At 72.9% G+C, this 16,108-nt stretch carries 13 protein-coding genes; 10 read left to right on the top strand and 3 right to left on the bottom strand.

Annotation, left to right across the window (positions count from 1 at the left end):
• Positions 1-95 precede the first annotated feature (95 nt).
• On the top strand, positions 96-2,438 hold the full coding sequence (locus ACZ4Z4_RS28740) for a cell division protein PerM (protein ID WP_468333431.1): 2,343 nt from the start codon (positions 96-98) through the stop codon (positions 2,436-2,438).
• Between the two features lie 69 nt (positions 2,439-2,507).
• Here ACZ4Z4_RS28740 and ACZ4Z4_RS28735 read toward each other — a convergent pair whose 3' ends face one another.
• Positions 2,508-3,377, bottom strand: coding sequence for a hypothetical protein (locus ACZ4Z4_RS28735; protein ID WP_468333428.1), 870 nt, complete (start codon positions 3,375-3,377; stop codon positions 2,508-2,510).
• A 297-nt stretch (positions 3,378-3,674) separates the two neighbouring features.
• On the opposite strand from ACZ4Z4_RS28735, the gene purN reads away from it, so the two are divergent.
• Both purN and purH read left to right on the top strand, forming a co-directional pair.
• Entirely contained in the window at positions 3,675-4,313 is a 639-nt protein-coding gene (gene purN, locus ACZ4Z4_RS28730) for a phosphoribosylglycinamide formyltransferase (RefSeq protein ID WP_468333425.1), read from the top strand.
• A gap of 11 nt (positions 4,314-4,324) precedes the next feature.
• Positions 4,325-5,896 (top strand): bifunctional phosphoribosylaminoimidazolecarboxamide formyltransferase/IMP cyclohydrolase, encoded by a 1,572-nt coding sequence (gene purH / locus ACZ4Z4_RS28725; RefSeq protein ID WP_468333519.1) that lies wholly within the window; start codon positions 4,325-4,327, stop codon positions 5,894-5,896.
• Between the two features lie 115 nt (positions 5,897-6,011).
• Here purH and ACZ4Z4_RS28720 read toward each other — a convergent pair whose 3' ends face one another.
• Complete coding sequence (locus tag ACZ4Z4_RS28720; RefSeq protein ID WP_468333422.1) at positions 6,012-6,719, bottom strand: RDD family protein; 708 nt, start codon at positions 6,717-6,719, stop codon at positions 6,012-6,014.
• Between the two features lie 254 nt (positions 6,720-6,973).
• Here ACZ4Z4_RS28720 and ACZ4Z4_RS28715 point away from each other — a divergent pair, with 254 nt between their 5' ends.
• The 4 genes from ACZ4Z4_RS28715 (at position 6,974) to ACZ4Z4_RS28700 (ending at position 10,505) form a co-directional block, all read left to right on the top strand.
• Positions 6,974-7,828 (top strand): bifunctional methylenetetrahydrofolate dehydrogenase/methenyltetrahydrofolate cyclohydrolase, encoded by an 855-nt coding sequence (locus ACZ4Z4_RS28715; RefSeq protein ID WP_468333419.1) that lies wholly within the window; start codon positions 6,974-6,976, stop codon positions 7,826-7,828.
• Positions 7,829-7,847: 19 nt separating this feature from the next.
• Positions 7,848-8,333, top strand: coding sequence for a DUF3017 domain-containing protein (locus ACZ4Z4_RS28710; RefSeq protein ID WP_468333416.1), 486 nt, complete (start codon positions 7,848-7,850; stop codon positions 8,331-8,333).
• Positions 8,334-8,599: 266 nt separating this feature from the next.
• A complete protein-coding gene (locus ACZ4Z4_RS28705; RefSeq protein WP_468333413.1) occupies positions 8,600-9,784 on the top strand; it encodes a sensor histidine kinase in 1,185 nt (394 codons plus the stop codon).
• A gap of 16 nt (positions 9,785-9,800) precedes the next feature.
• Positions 9,801-10,505, top strand: coding sequence for a response regulator (locus ACZ4Z4_RS28700; protein ID WP_468333410.1), 705 nt, complete (start codon positions 9,801-9,803; stop codon positions 10,503-10,505).
• Positions 10,506-10,532: 27 nt separating this feature from the next.
• Here ACZ4Z4_RS28700 and ACZ4Z4_RS28695 read toward each other — a convergent pair whose 3' ends face one another.
• Positions 10,533-10,886: a hypothetical protein gene (locus ACZ4Z4_RS28695; RefSeq protein WP_468333407.1), complete on the bottom strand. Its 354-nt coding sequence runs from the start codon at positions 10,884-10,886 to the stop codon at positions 10,533-10,535.
• A gap of 551 nt (positions 10,887-11,437) precedes the next feature.
• Here ACZ4Z4_RS28695 and ACZ4Z4_RS28690 point away from each other — a divergent pair.
• From ACZ4Z4_RS28690 to ACZ4Z4_RS28680, 3 genes are all read left to right on the top strand, one after another.
• Entirely contained in the window at positions 11,438-12,826 is a 1,389-nt protein-coding gene (locus ACZ4Z4_RS28690) for an XRE family transcriptional regulator (protein WP_468333404.1), read from the top strand.
• A gap of 411 nt (positions 12,827-13,237) precedes the next feature.
• Complete coding sequence (locus ACZ4Z4_RS28685; protein WP_468333402.1) at positions 13,238-14,227, top strand: malate dehydrogenase; 990 nt, start codon at positions 13,238-13,240, stop codon at positions 14,225-14,227.
• Between the two features lie 307 nt (positions 14,228-14,534).
• The gene (locus ACZ4Z4_RS28680) at positions 14,535-16,064 is read left to right on the top strand and encodes an aldehyde dehydrogenase family protein (RefSeq protein ID WP_468333399.1); all 1,530 of its coding nucleotides are present in this window, start codon (positions 14,535-14,537) and stop codon (positions 16,062-16,064) included.
• The last annotated feature ends 44 nt before the right edge of the window (positions 16,065-16,108 follow it).

Raw genomic sequence — 16,108 nt, 5'->3', positions numbered from 1 at the left:
CGCCGTACGGATAATTACATAAACGTATATTGGGCGACACATCCGATATTCGCCTGTTACGGGTAGAAAGCGCGTGTCGTTGGCAGCATGGCCGCGTGACCCAGACGTTCGATCACCACGCCTCGTCGCCGCCCGCCGCGCCGCCGCGCACGCGGGTCCGCGATCGTTCGCCCGGACTGGCCGCCTGCGCGCTGGGCGGGGCCCTCGCCGCGGGACTTGGGCTCGGCGCGTTCGCCGTGCTGGTCATCATGTTGTGGATCAGCTCGCCCTACCCGGACAGCGGACCCGACGGCGCCCTGCACGTCGCGGCGGGGCTCTGGCTGCTGGCCCACGGCGCGGAACTGACCAGGGCGGACACCCTCACGGGCGCGCCCGCGCCGATCGGGTTGACCCCGCTGCTCCTCGCCGTCCTGCCCGCATGGCTGCTGCACCGGGCGGCGCGCGACGCGGCGTCCCCCGAGGAGCGCGGGCACACCGGGCGGACGGCGTGGTGCGGGGTGGTGGTCGGCTATCTGTTCGTCGCCGGGGCCGCGGCGCTCTACGCGGCGGGCGGTGCGCTGCGGCCCGACTGGCTCAGCACGCTCGTGCACGTACCGGGCGTCGCGGTGGGTGCCGCCGGGCTCGGGGTGTGGACGGCGCGGGGGCGCCTGTGCGGGCCGCTGCCGGAGGTCGTGCGCCGTCCGCTGGCCGAGTTGCCGGAGGGCACGCGGGTCGCTCTGCGCGCCGCGCTCGTACGGAGCTTCCTCGCCCGGCGCCGCGCGGAGGCCGTCGTCCGGGCCGGGATGGCGGGCGCGCTGGCGCTCGTCGGCGGTGGGGCGCTGCTCGTCGCGGTGTCGCTCGTGCTGCGCGCCGGGCTGATGCAGACGTCGTTCACGCAGGTCACGGAGGTGTGGTCGGGGCGGCTCGCGGTGCTGATGCTGGCCGTCGTCCTCGTGCCGAACGCCGCGGTGTGGGGCGCGGCCTACGGCCTCGGGCCCGGTTTCGCCCTCGGCACGGGCGTCGTCACGAGCCCTCTCGCCGCGGGTGCGGCGCCGCTGATGCCGCCCTCCTTCCCGCTGCTCGCGGCGGTGCCGCCGGCCGGGCCCGGGTCGCCCCTGACCTGGTCGGCCGCGGTGGTGCCCGTGGCGGCGGGGTGCGCGGTCGCGTGGTGCACGGCCGAGGCGGCGGTGCCCGCCTACGGGGAGCGGTACGAGGTGTGGCCGGCCGGGCGGACGGCCGTGTGTGCCGCGCTGGCGGCGGTGGTGTGCGGGGCGGTGATGGCGGTGCTCGGGGCGCTCGCGGGCGGGCCGATGGGCGCGGGGGTGCTCGCCGAGTTCGGGCCGGTGTGGTGGCAGGTGGGGGCGGCGGCGCTCGGCTGGACGATGCTGGTCGGGGTGCCGGTGGCACTGGTCCTGCGGGCGTGTCGCCTGCGACGCCCCGCCACGCGCCGCCCCTCCCCGAAGGCTCGGCGGGCGTGGCTGCCGCGGCCGGCGATGCCTTCGCTGCGGCTCCCCTGGGCGGGGCGCCCGGCGGACCACGGGGCGACGGAGGAGCGGTCGGTGACCGCAGCCCGAAAGGCACCGACGCCGACGGAACCGCCGGGACGACGGGCGCTGTCGGGACCGCGCGAAGCGCGCGGACTCCGGGAACTCCGGGAACTCCGGGGAGCCCTGGGGCTCCGGGAACCGCTGAGGCGACGGGCACCGCTCGGACCGAGGGAACCGCGGGAACCGAGGGAACCGCGGGAACCGAGGGAACCGCGGCAACTGCTGGGAGCACGGCAACTGCTGGGGTCCCGGGAATCGCTGGGGTCCCGGGAATCGCTGGGAGCGCGGCAACTGCTGGGGGCGCGGCAATTGCTGGGGCGCTGGGAACCGCTGTGGTCGCGGGAATCGTTGGGCCCCCGGGAACCGCTGGGAGTGCGGCAACTGCTGGGGCGCTGGGAACCGCTGCGGTCGCGGGAATCGTTGGGCCCCCGGGAACCGATCGGGCCGCGGGAACCGCTGGAGCGGCCGGGACTGCCGGAGCTGTCGGGGTCGCTGCGGCGACGGGAACAGTCGGAACCGCTGGAGCGGGCGGAACTGCCGCAGCCGTCGGGATCGCTGCGGTCACGGGATCAGCTGGAACCGCTGGAGCAGCCGCAGCTGCCGGAGCAGCCGGAGCCCGTCCTCCCGGCCGAGACCTGGCCCGCCGACCGAGCGCTGAATCCGGAGCGAAAGCCACAGCCACAGCCGCAGCACCCGGCGCGAGAGCCGCAGCCGCAGCACTCGGCGCGAGAGCCGCAGCCGCAACCACAGCCGCACCCCCAGGCGGGAGCATCGCAACCCCCGCCCCCACCCGAGCCCCACAGAACCCCCACCCCCGCCGACGCCGCCCGCGAGGCTCGTGAAGCCCGCTGGCAGGCGTTGAAGGAGGAGGGGGAACGCCTCTGGGAGCGGCGTCTGCCGGAGCCCTCCTGACCGCCCTCCTGACCGCCCTCCTGACCGGGAGGAGCCCCGGCCGGGCGGGGCCAGGCGACGAGGCCGACGCTAGTCGTCCTGCTCGCCCAGCAGCGGCCGCAGCTGCTTGGGCAGCAGATCCTCACAGGACTGCTTCGACGCGCTGGTGAGCGCGTCGTCCACGCACGTGTAGTAGTCGCGGTAGACCAGCTGCGCGGTGAACGTCGCCGCCACCATGACCAGCGCGAGTCCGCCCGTCACCAGGCCGCTGATCGCGGCGGTCGTCTGCGGCCTCGTGGAGGTCGCGGCGGGGTCGGTCTTGGACCGCGCGGCCGACGCAGGCATCGCGGGCGCGGCGGGCGTACCCGGCGAGACAGCCGTACCCGGCGAGGCAGCCGTACCCGGCGAGGCGGCCGCGGCGGGCGCCGGTGCCGTCGCGTCCGGCGTCCGCGGCTTCGCGCGCAGCGACTGGATCGCCCACATCACCGCGAGCGCGCCGAGCAGCAGCGCGAGGTACCGCCAGCCGAACAGGGCGAAGAAGAAGCCCCACATGCCGGAGAGCAGGGCATAGCGCGCGCGGCGCTGGGCCGGGTCGGTCGGGTCCCAGCGCATGCCGCCGCCGGACCCCTGGGGACCGGAACCGTCCCGGCCGGAGCCGTTCTGCTGGTCCTGGCCCTGTCCGGGGCGCTCGCCGAAGCCGCCCTTGGAGCGGCCGGGCTGGCGGTCGCTCCACTGGCTGCCCCAGGGGGAGCCGTGGCCCCCGCCCGAGTCCTGGCCGTCCGGCGCGGAGTCGCCGGAGGGGCGGCGCGGCTGCCACGGCCGGTCCGGGGTCCCCTCGGGCGGCGGCGCGAAGGGGTTGTCGTCGTCCTTGCCCGTTCCCTGGGCACCCGGGCCCCGGGACTCGGGTCCCTGGGATTCCGGGTCCTGCGGCGGAGACGAAGGGCGGCTGCGGTCCGGCATCAGGTGTGCGTCTTCCCCTTGGTAGGGCCGTGGTGGAACCGTCGGGCGACGGCTCGGCAACTCGGCATTCTTCGGTATTCAGGCGCCTTTCCCCCAGACGCTACCTCCCGCCCGCGCCCCCGTCCCGTGAGGGGCGGTTCCGGGTGCCGGTATCGTTGCTCGCGGTCGGCCGCTTCGTAGGGTTCCCCGTATCGAGGGGCCCGAAGCCTTCGTACGACCGTACAAAGACGCATAGACGCGCCTTCCAAGACGCAATGACGCGTCCTCCGAGACGCATCCTCCGAGAAAGGGCCCGCTGTGGCCAAGAGCGCTGTGGTCGGGCGCCCCAAGCGCCTCGTCGTGCTGGTGTCCGGGTCGGGCACGAACCTTCAGGCCCTGATCGACACCATCCACGCCGAGGGGGCGGGGCGGTACGGCGCCGAGATCGTCGCCGTCGGCGCCGACCGCGACGGCATCGCGGGCCTGGAGCGCGCCGAGCGCGCCGGCATCCCGACCTTCGTCTGCCGGGTGAAGGACCACGCGACGCGCGAGGAGTGGGACGCCGCGCTCGCCGGGGCGACGGCCGCCCACGAACCGGACCTGGTGGTCTCGGCCGGGTTCATGAAAATCGTGGGGAAGGCGTTCCTCGCGCGCTTCGGCGGGCGGTTCGTGAACACCCACCCCGCGCTGCTGCCCAGCTTTCCGGGGGCCCACGGCGCGCGCGACGCGCTCGCGTACGGCGTGAAGGTCACCGGCTGCACCGTCCACTTCGTCGACGACGGCGTCGACACCGGCCCGATCATCGCCCAGGGCGTGGTCGAGGTCCGGGACGAGGACGACGAGAGCGCTCTGCACGAGCGCATCAAGGAAGTCGAGCGCACGCTGCTCGTCGATGTCGTGGGGCGTCTGGCCCGGCACGGCTACCGCATTGAGGGACGAAAGGTTCTTATCCCGTGACCGCCGAAGCTATGAACGCTGCCGACTCGAACGGCACGCGGCGCCCCATCAGGCGCGCGCTCGTCAGCGTCTACGACAAGACCGGCCTGGAGGAGCTCGCGCGCGGGCTGCACGAGGCGGGCGTCGAGCTCGTCTCCACCGGCTCGACGGCCGCGCGGATCGCCGCCGCCGGCGTGCCCGTCACCAAGGTCGAGGAGCTCACCGGCTTCCCCGAGTGCCTCGACGGCCGGGTCAAGACCCTGCACCCGAAGGTCCACGCGGGCATCCTCGCCGACCTGCGCCTGGAGGACCACCGGCGGCAGCTCGCGGAGCTCGGCGTCGAGCCCTTCCAGCTCGTCGTCGTGAACCTGTACCCCTTCAAGGAGACCGTCGCCTCGGGCGCCACCCCCGACGAGTGCGTCGAGCAGATCGACATCGGCGGCCCCTCCATGGTCCGCGCCGCCGCCAAGAACCACCCGTCGGTCGCGGTCGTCACCGACCCGAAGCGGTACGCGGACGTCCTCGCGGCGGTCAAGGCGGGCGGCTTCGACCTGACCGCGCGCAAGCGGCTCGCGGGCGAAGCGTTCCAGCACACCGCCGCGTACGACGTGGCCGTCGCGAGCTGGTTCGCCGCGGACTACGCCGCCGCGGACGAGACCGGCCACCCCGGCTTCCTCGGCGCCACGTACGAGCGCAAGAACGTCCTGCGCTACGGCGAGAACCCGCACCAGGGCGCGGCCCTCTACGTCGACGGCACGGGCGGCCTCGCCGAGGCCGAGCAGCTGCACGGCAAGGAGATGTCGTACAACAACTACACGGACACGGACGCCGCGCGCCGTGCCGCGTACGACCACGACGAGCCCTGCGTCGCGATCATCAAGCACGCCAACCCGTGCGGCATCGCGATCGGCGCGAACGTCGCCGAGGCGCACCGCAAGGCGCACGCGTGCGACCCGCTCTCCGCGTTCGGCGGCGTCATCGCCGTCAACCGCCCCGTCTCGAAGGAGATGGCGGAGCAGGTCGCCGACATCTTCACCGAGGTCATCGTCGCGCCCGAGTACGAGGACGGCGCCCTCGAAGTCCTCACCAAGAAAAAGAACATCCGCGTGCTGCGCGCCCACCGGGCTCCGTCCGCCGCGGTCGAGGTGAAGCAGATCGACGGCGGCGCGCTGCTCCAGGTCACCGACCGCCTCCAGGCCGAGGGTGACGACCCCGCCAACTGGACGCTCGCCACGGGCGACGCCCTCAACGCGGGCGAGCTCGCCGAACTGGCCTTCGCCTGGCGGGCGTCGCGTGCGGTGAAGTCCAACGCGATCCTGCTCGCCAAGGACGGCGCGTCCGTCGGCGTCGGCATGGGCCAGGTCAACCGCGTCGACTCCGCGAAGCTCGCGGTCGAGCGGGCGGGCGAGGAGCGGGCCCGCGGTTCGTACGCCGCGTCCGACGCGTTCTTCCCCTTCCCCGACGGCCTGGAGATCCTGACCGCCGCGGGCGTCAAGGCCGTGGTGCAGCCGGGCGGTTCGGTCCGTGACGAGCTGGTCGTCGAGGCCGCGAAGAAGGCGGGCGTGACGATGTACTTCACGGGGACGCGGCACTTCTTCCACTGACACCGAGCCGTGTGTGCGTACGCGCACCGAGCCGCCTGTGTGCGTACTACGCGCGAAGGCCGCGCCCCGAGGTTCGGGTGCGCGGCCTTCGCGGTGCGGCGGGTGGGAGGGCGGGTCAGTTGTTGGACCGCTGGATCACCATGGTCTTGGCCGCCTTGTCGTGCCAGCCCTGCTGACGCCCGCTCTTGTCCCAGAACGGCGACAGGTACACGAGCAGCGAGCCGATGCCGCAGGCCAGCGAGCCCACCAGCGGAATGATGTAGCGGACGAAGGCCGCGCCGATGCCCGGCTTCTGGCCGCTCTCCGCGTCGATGACGCGGATGCCGACGGCGAGCTTGCCGAGCGTGCCGCCGACCATGGCCGTCATCAGCCACTCGTAGAGCAGACCGACGACCGCAAGGGCGCCGATCACGGCACCGAGGGAGCCCATGATGTCGGTGCTCGCGTCGTTCATGCAGCTGTCGTACGTGGCCGAGCCCGGGTCGCAGTCCGCGGCCTCGCCGATGGCGCCGGCGGCGCCGACGACCAGGAGCACGATGTAGATCACGGTGAAGGCCACACCGTCGATCGCGCGGGCGCCGAAACGGCGGCCCATGGACGCGACCGTCGGGCCGCTCTGGTAGCCGTAGCCGCCGCCGGGCTGCTGCGGGTACGCGCCGTAGGGCGAGGCGGGCTGCTGCGGGTAGCCGTAACCCTGCGGCGGGACGCCGCCCGGTGCCTGCTGGGGGTAGCCGTACTGCGGCTGGCCCGGCGCCTGTCCGTAGCCGGGCTGGCCCTGCGGCTGTTGCTGGCCGTAGGGGTTGTTCGGGTCGCCGAAACTCATGGCGGATTTCCTCCGTTGTTCGCTGCGGGGACGACGCGGTGCGAGCGGAGGAAAGAGGTGCTGCTGAGCGGTTTGCCCCCCGACACTGCCCGCGGCATGGCCCGGGCCATGGTTCTCAATGAGCCGCCTTCCTGTCCAGTCGGTCACGCCAGGTGTTGTGCAAGTGCAACCTCGCTGATCAGCGGGGAAACCGGCGAGGCGCCAGGGGGCGACCTGATTGGTACCGGGCGGGTCCCATCCGGGAAGATGGAGCCATGACCGCCCAGATTCTCGATGGCAAGGCCACCGCAGCCGCGATCAAGTCCGAACTGACCGCCCGCGTGGCGGCCCTGAAGGAGAAGGGCGTCACGCCCGGACTCGGTACCGTCCTGGTCGGCGACGACCCCGGCAGCCAGAAGTACGTCGCGGGCAAGCACCGCGACTGCGCGCAGGTCGGCATCGCCTCCATCCAGCGCGAACTCCCCGCCACCGCCTCGCAGGAGGAGATCGAGGCGGTGGTCCGCGAGCTCAACGACGACCCCGCCTGCACCGGCTACATCGTCCAGCTCCCGCTGCCCAAGGGCATCGACGAGAACCGCGTCCTCGAGCTCATGGACCCGGACAAGGACGCCGACGGCCTCCACCCGATGAACCTCGGCCGCCTCGTCCTGAACGAGCCGGCGCCGCTGCCCTGCACCCCGTACGGGATCATCCGGCTGCTCCGGCAGCACGACGTGGAGATCAAGGGCGCCGAGGTCGTCGTCGTCGGCCGCGGCGTGACCATCGGCCGGCCCATGCCGCTCCTGCTCACCCGCAAGTCCGAGAACGCCACGGTCACCCAGTGCCACACCGGCACCCGTGACCTCGCCGCGCACCTGAAGCGGGCCGACATCATCGTCGCCGCGGCAGGCGTGCCGCACCTGATCAAGCCCGAGGACGTGAAGCCGGGCGCCGCCGTCCTGGACGTCGGCGTCTCGCGCGACGAGAACGGCAGGATCGTCGGCGATGTGCACCCGGGCGTCGCCGAGGTCGCGGGCTGGATCTCCCCGAACCCGGGCGGCGTCGGCCCGATGACCCGCGCCCAGCTCCTGGTCAACGTCGTCGAGGCCGCGGAACGCGCAGCGCGCTGAGCGGGAAAGAGGCGAGGTCATGAGTGAGGCCGGCAGCTCGGAAGCCGAACAGGACAGCACCCCGGAGGTCCCGCAGGCCAAGGGCGCGGTCAGCGCGCCGGGCCCGGACGGGCGGCCGCGGAAGGTGTCGCGCCGCTTCCCGCTGTTCACCCGCGACACCGCACGGCCCGAGGGCGGCGGCCGCGCCGCGGCCGGTGACGCGCCCGCACCGGCCAGGCAGTGGCCGCTGCTCAGCGTCGTCTCGCTGGTCGGGCTCGGACTGCTGCTCACCGCGCTCGACGCGTTCCGCGTCGGCACGCTGCTGGTCGGCGTCGCCCTCGTCGGCGGCGCCGTGCTGCGCTGGGCGCTGCCGGACGTGGGGATGCTGGCGGTGCGCTCCCGGTTCACCGACATGGTCACGTACGGGGCGCTGGGCCTCGCCATCGTGCTGCTCGCGATGATGGCGCAGCCCGAGCCGTGGCTGGAGATCCCGTTCCTGGACGACACGTTGCACTACACGATCTAGCGGTGCGTCCAATGCGCGCCGGTGGCCCGTCCTCCCCCGAGGGGACGGGCCACCGCCCTGCGGACCGGGCGTCCTTCCCCCGTGCGATCCCCCCGGACGGCCGCGGTCCCTGATTCCACAACGTACGGGCGGGACGCCTGCCGCTGCGTCCCTTCCTGGGTTGAACCCGCCCTGCTCCAGCCGCGGTACGCCTCCGGTTCCTGCAACTTCCGCGGTACCGCGGCTGGTTGACGTTCCGCGGCCCATATGCGCGTTACGCTGCGGCGATGCGGATCCGCCCCCTCGCCGTAGACGCACTCATCGCGGTCGCCCTGACCACGGTGGCCGTGCTGCTCGGGCAGGAGTCCGTCAAACAGGGCTGGCCCGCTCTCGACCCCGTGGGATACGCGCTGGTGGCGCTGGTCTGCGTGCCGGTCGCCGCCCGCAGCAGGGCGCCGCTCACCGTCCTGCTCGTCGTACATCTGGCGTGGTTCGGCTACGTCACCGCCGGCTACTGGCCCGTGGTCGGCACCTTCGGCCCCATGCTCACCGTCTACACCGTCGCGTCCCTGTGCCCGCCGCGCACCTCCCTCGCCTGCGCCGCGCTGACGGCCACCCTCTGGATCTACGCCGGCGCCATCAACGAGGGCTCCTCCATGCCGTCCGTCGTCGGCCAGGCCCTCGGCTTCTCCCTCGTCCTGTGGCGCTTCGGGTACGTCGCACGCCGTACGGCGGAACTGGCCCGGCAGCTGAAGCGGGAGCAGGACGAACGGGCCCGGCGCGAGGTCGCCGAGGAGCGGGGGCGCATCGCGCGCGAGCTGCACGACGTGGTCGCCCACCACATGTCGGTGATATCCGTGCAGGCGGGCCTCGCGACGTTCGTCTTCGGCTCCGACCCCGCCACCGCGCGCGCCGCGCTCGGCACCATCTCCGGGACCAGCGGCGAGGCGCTGGAGGAGCTGCGCCGCATGCTGCGGGTGCTGCGGGCCGAGGACGGCGAGGAGACCGGCGACACCCCCGCCGCGCCCATGCCGGGCCTCGCCCGCCTGGACGACATGGTCGAACGGGTCCGCGCGGGCGGAGCCCCCGTCGAGCTGCGCGTCACGGGGACGCCCCGGCCGGTGGCGCCCGGCGTGGAACTCTGCGCGTACCGCGTGGTGCAGGAGGCGCTCACCAACGTACTGAAGCACGCCCGGGGAGCGGCGGTCACCGTCGAACTCGCCTACGAGCGCAAGCACATCGAGGTCTCGGTCGTCAATGGCGCGGCGGGTGGGGGAGAGGGGGTGAATCAGGACAGAGTACGGACGGGGAGCGGGCACGGCTTGATTGGGATGCGGGAGCGGGCCAAGCTCTACGGCGGGGCGATCAGTATCGGCCCGCTGAGCGAGGGGGGATTCGCCGTGCGACTCACCCTGCCGACCTCGGCGCGCGCCGCGGCGCGGGGGGACGAGGCGGGGGACGACGCAACGTAATGAGCCGGGTGACCGGATGACCGCATGCATCAGAGTGCTCGTCGTCGACGACCAATTCCTCATCCGTGCGGGGTTGGTGGGTCTGCTGCGCGCCGCGCCGGGCATCGAGGTCGTCGGCGAGGCGGGTGACGGGGACGAGGCGGTGGAGCTCGCCGCGCGGACCTCTCCCGACGTCGTCCTCATGGACATCCGGATGCCGGGCATGGACGGCATCACCGCCACCGCGAAGATCCTCCAGCAGGCCGCCGAACCGGCGCCGCGCATCCTGGTGCTCACCACGTTCGACCTCGACGAGTACGTGTACGGGGCGCTGCGCGCGGGCGCCTCCGGGTTCCTGCTCAAGGACTCGGGGCCCGAGCGGCTGCTCGCCGCGGTGGCGGCGGTCGGCGGCGGTGACGCGCTCTTCGCACCCAGTGTGACGCGGCGCCTCGTCGAGGCGTTCGCCCGGCAGGGGGCGGGGGCCGAGGGGGCCGGGCCCGAGGGGGCGAAGATCCGGCGGCCGCCCGACCTCGCGGCGCTGACGCTGCGCGAGGTCGAGGTCCTGAAACTGATCGCGCGGGGGCTGACCAATGCGGACATCGCGGAGCGGCTCTACATCAGCGAGGCCACCGTCAAGACCCACCTCAACCGCACGATGAGCAAGCTCGGCCTGGACAGCAGGGCGCAGGCGGTGGTCGTGGCGTACGAGACGGGGCTGGTCACGCCCGGGGCGGGCGGGTGAGCGGCGGCGGGCCGCCGCTCGGGCGGCTCAGCAGGTGACCACCTTGCCGTAGGAGCCGCGGCCCCAGTTCCACTCCCACTGCTGGTTGGGCTGGTACGTCAGGCACGGCGAGTCGCCGCCCCGGTCGATGACGACCTTCAGGTGCATGGCGCGGCCGCAGTGGTTGGTCACCTTCACGTACTTGCGGTGCTTGATGACGTCCCGCTTGACGCAGGCCGGGGCGGTGCCGCGGAGCGCGGCGCTCTTGGCGGACACCGACGGGCCGGGCGCCGTCGGGGTGGCCGACGCCGCGGGGGCGGTGGCCAGAGCCGTGCCGAGCAGGGCGGAGGCGGTGATGAGGGTGGCGGTGACCGTGCCGGCGAACCGGTTGCCGTACTTCATGGGCGGGTCCCTTCGGGGGTCGTGCTGAGTGCTGCTGTCGCACCGACTCTGCCGAGGTCCCCGGGTCCGGAGCCGCAAGACATGGCCGAAGTCGCCCTTTCGGGGACGCCGCGCTTTCCGTATGGGGAGCGGCTGGAGGGGAGCGGGGGGCGGGTGGGGAGACGGTGCCCGTCCCCACCCCCGTGGGGGGACGGGCACCGTCGGTCGGGAGCTGTGATTCCTGCTGGAACCTCCCGATGTAAGCGGTGCGTTCCGCTCGTGATCCAGAGTCATGGACCCGCCAATCCTGGACAAGGGATGACCGGCCCCTGTGGCACGGAGGTGACCATTCCGCAACGGTGTTCGAGATGTGCAACGGTGCTGGTCCGCCGGGCCGAGGGGGAGCGGTTGATCAGGGATTTCGGGGTGGCCCGGGCTGCCGCCGGGGGCCTCGCACGGGGTTACGTCCCCGCTCCGGGAACTGACATCCTGGCTGCGAGCATCCCTCTGGGTAGGGCAGCACGGGCGGTGCGGGGGCAGGGCAGGAACGTACGGGGGGAAGAGGGGGAGCAATGCCTCGTTGGAAGGCGCTACCGGAAGAGCTCGACCCCGAGGTCAAGGAGTTCGCCGGACAGCTGCGCAGGCTCGTCGACCGCAGCGGGCTGAGCGTCGCGGCGGTGTCCGACAGGACGGGCTACAGCAAGACGTCGTGGGAGCGCTATCTGAACGGGCGGCTCCTCGCGCCCAAGGGGGCGGTCGTCGCGCTCGCGGAGGTGACGGGCACGCAGCCCGTGCACCTCATCACCATGTGGGAGCTGGCGGAGCGGGCGTGGAGCCGGTCCGAGATGCGGCACGACATGACGATGCAGGCGATCCGTATCTCGCAGGCGCGGGCCGCGCTGGGCGAGACGGGGGCGCACTCGGCTGTGCCGGGGCGGGCTTCTTCTCCGGCTGTGCCGGGTCAGGCTCCTTCTCCGGCCGGGCCGGGGCAGGCTTCTTCTCCGGCTGTGCCGGGTCAGGCTCCTTCTCCGGCTGTGCCGGGGCGGGCCTCTTCCTCGGCCGGGCCGAGTCAGGCTCCTTCTCCGGCCGTGCCGGGGCGGGCCTCTTCTCCGGCCGTGCCGGGTCAGGCTTCTCCTCCGGCCGGGCCGGGGCAGGCTGCTTCTGCCGCTGCCTCGTCGTCTCCTGCTGCTCCCTCGGCCTCGTCTCCCCCGTCTCCCCCGTCTTCCTCGTCGTCCTCCTCGTCTGCGTCGTCCGCCTCGTCCCTCCCGTCTTCCGGGGCGCCGTCCTCCCCTTGGCCGTCTGCGCCGTCCGCGCCGTCCTCGGCGGCCAAGCCGGTGAGTTGGGGCAGTGGCGGGCCCGTCACGGGGGTGGCCGGGCCTGCCGGGGTGTCGCCCACGGTGCCGCCGCACGCGTCCCCCTTCGGCGAGGCAGGCGGCGGCGGGGAGTCGCCCGACGGGCAGCGGCGGCGCAGGAAGCTGACGATGTTCCTCGCGGGCGTGGTCGGTGCCCTCGTCGTCATAGCCGCCGCCGTCCTCATGACCGGGTTCGGCGACGACGGCAAGGGCGACGACAAGGCGAAGCCGTCCGCCACGCCGTCCGCCAAGGACACCGACCTGCCCGCGGGGGTGGAGTGCAGCGGCAAGGACTGCGCGGGCAAGGACCCCGAGAACATGGGGTGCGGCGGCGAGCTGGCGAAGACGACGTCGCGGGCGACGGTCGGCGGCACGCTGGTCGAGGTGCGGTACAGCAAGACGTGCGGGGCCGCCTGGGCGCGGATCACGCAGGCCACGCCGGGGGACGAGCTCACGATCACCGGGTCGGGGCGCGGGGCCTCCGCGAAGCAGAAGAGCACCGTGAACGAGGACTTCGACGCGTATACGCCGATGGTGGCGGTCACTTCGGGGTCGGCGGCGAAGGCGTGCGCGACCCTTACGTCCGGGGTGACGGGCTGCACGGAGTAGGTCTTCCGGGGGGTATATGCCGACCCCGCAACGGTCCGGTCCCAATGGCATTTCGCGGGGCTCCGGAGAAAGTCGGGCCGGAGGGGGCATGACATGGGTCGCGCAGGGCAGGCGGACCGTACCCCCACGGGAGTGGTCACACCCCCACGGCGGCCGCCACGCTCCCCCCTCACGTGGCGGCCGCCCCCCTTATGTGGGGGCCATAGGGCGTGCTGTGGGGCGGGCCACACCGACCCGGCCGTAAGAGGTGGGCGGGGCGCGATAGCCTGACGGCGGATCTCTCTTGATGCCAAGAGATCGATCATCGAGAGGCGATCGAGGACTCGAAGAGGCGTCGGCGGGGATCCAGGAATCAGGGGATCCAGTAGAGGGACACGGGACCCCACCGCCAGCTGTCTTACGGAGATCGCCATGACCCGCACTCCCGTGAATGTCACCGTCACCGGCGCGGCCGGCCAGATCGGCTACGCGCTGCTCTTCCGCATCGCCTCGGGCCACCTGCTCGGCGCGGACGTGCCGGTCAACCTGCGCCTTCTCGAGATCACGCCGGCGCTGAAGGCCGCCGAGGGCACCGCCATGGAGCTCGACGACTGTGCCTTCCCGCTGCTGAACTCGATCGAGATCAGCGACGACCCGAACGTCGCCTTCGACGGCGCCAACGTCGCCCTGCTCGTCGGTGCCCGCCCCCGCACCAAGGGCATGGAGCGCGGTGACCTCCTGGAGGCCAACGGCGGCATCTTCAAGCCGCAGGGCAAGGCCATCAACGACCACGCCGCCGACGACATCAAGGTGCTCGTGGTCGGCAACCCGGCCAACACCAACGCGCTCATCGCGCAGGCCGCCGCCCCGGACGTACCGGCCGAGCGCTTCACCGCGATGACCCGCCTGGACCACAACCGCGCGCTGTCACAGCTCGCGAAGAAGACCGGCTCGTCCGTCGCCGACATCAAGCGGCTGACCATCTGGGGCAACCACTCGGCCACCCAGTACCCGGACATCTTCCACGCGGAGATCGCCGGCAAGAACGCCGCCGAGGTCGTGAACGACCAGGCGTGGCTCGCCGACACCTTCATCCCGACCGTCGCCAAGCGCGGTGCCGCGATCATCGAGGCCCGTGGCGCCTCGTCGGCCGCCTCCGCCGCCAACGCCGCCATCGACCACGTCCACACGTGGGTCAACGGCACGGCCGCCGGTGACTGGACCTCGATGGGTATCCCGTCGGACGGTTCGTACGGCGTTCCGGAGGGCCTCATCTCCTCCTTCCCCGTCACCGCCAAGGACGGCAAGTACGAGATCGTCCAGGGTCTGGAGATCAACGACTTCTCGCGTGCGCGCATCGACGCGTCCGTGCAGGAGCTCACCGAGGAGCGCGAGGCCGTCCGCGGTCTCGGCCTCATCTGAGCCCAGCAGCACACATCGCCCACCGCCCCCGGCGGCCGCCCACCGCGGCCGACGGGGGCGGTCGGCGTTTGGCGCCCGGTCGACCGACGAGCGCTGGGCGACGTCCGGGATGCTCGGGGTCCTGCTGCCGTGGTGCGTGGCGACCGTGGATGGGGGGCTCACGGCCGGTGACGAACCGGCGGACGACGACGATCCGGACGAGGTCGCCGCCCCCGGGCGCCAGTGACGCAGCGCACGTACGAGACACGCATGCATTGTTCCGGTCAGGGAAGGTGCACCCGGCTGCCGCGAGTGACAGGCGGGGCATATGACAGGAACGGAAGGCAAACGGGACGTGTCCGCACAACAGACCATCCATGTGGGCGGAGAGTGGCTTGCGGCCGCCTCCGGCGCCACCCGCGAGATCCTCGACCCGGCGGATGCCAAGCCGTTCGCCGTGATCGCCGAGGGCGGATCGGAGGACGCGGACGCCGCCATCGCAGCCGCCCGCAAGGCCTTCGACGAGGGCCCCTGGCCGACCACACCCGTGGCCGAGCGCGCCGCGCTCCTTCGCCGCGTCGCCGACCTCCTCGTCCGCGACCGCGAGGAGATCGGCCTCCTGGAGAGCCGTGACGCGGGCAAGACCCTCGAAGAGGGCCGCGTCGACGTGGACTGCGTCGCCGACGCCTTCCGTTACTTCGCCGACCTGGTGATCGGCGAGGGCGCCGGGCGGGTCGTCGACGCCGGGTCCGACGACATCCACAGCGTCGTCGTGCACGAGCCCGTCGGCGTCTGCTCGATGATCACGCCCTGGAACTACCCCCTGCTCCAGGCCAGTTGGAAGATCGCGCCCGCCCTCGCGGCCGGCAACACCTTCGTCATCAAGCCCAGCGAGATCACCCCGCTGACGACCGTCGCGCTCATCGAGCTGCTCGTCGAGGCGGGGCTGCCCGCGGGCGTCGCCAACATCGTCACCGGGCCCGGCCACACCGTCGGCGCCCGCCTCGCCGACCACCCCGACGTCGACCTGGTCTCCTTCACCGGCGGCCTCGTCTCCGGCACCAAGGTCGCCCAGGCCGCCGCGCTCGGCGTGAAGAAGGTCGCCCTGGAGCTCGGCGGCAAGAACCCGAACGTGGTGTTCGCCGACGCCTGCGCCACGGACGAGGGCTTCGACACCGCCGTCGACCAGGCGCTGAACGCCGCCTTCATCCACAGCGGGCAGGTCTGCTCCGCCGGTGGCCGCCTCATCATCGAGGAGTCGGTGCGGGAACGTTTCGTCGCCGAACTCGCCCGTCGCGCCCAGCGGATCAAGCTCGGGCGCGGCACCGAGGACGGTGTCGAGTGCGGGCCGCTCGTCTCGCAGCAGCAGCGCGAGAAGACCGAGATGTACGTGGCCTCCGCCCTGGAGGAGGGCGCGGTGCTGCGGTCGGGCGGCAAGCGGCCCGAGCCGAGCGAGGTGCGGCCCGCCGAGGGGTACTTCTACGAGCCGACCGTGCTCGACCAGTGCCACCGCGGGATGAAGGTCGTGCGGGAAGAGGTCTTCGGGCCCGTCCTGACCGTCGAGACCTTCACCACCGAGGACGAGGCCGTCACGCTCGCCAACGACACCGAGTACGGCCTCGCGGGCGCCGTGTGGACCAGCGACCCGGGCCGCGCCCGCCGCATGGCCCGCCGGATGCGCCACGGCACCATCTGGATCAACGACTTCCACCCCTACCTTCCGCAGGCGGAGTGGGGCGGCTTCGGCAAGAGCGGCGTCGGGCGCGAGCTCGGCCCCGCGGGCCTCGCCGAGTACCGCGAGTCCAAGCACATCTACCAGAACCTGGCACCGGCGCCCGTGCGCTGGTTCGCCGGCTGACACCGGCCGGACAGAGCCGGACAGAGAGAGACGCGCGGGGCGGG

The sequence above is a fragment of the Streptomyces sp. NPDC030245 genome (genome assembly GCF_055572995.1).
The sequence above is the reverse complement of the archived record's forward strand: the minus strand, read 5'-3'. Positions and strand labels throughout refer to the sequence as shown.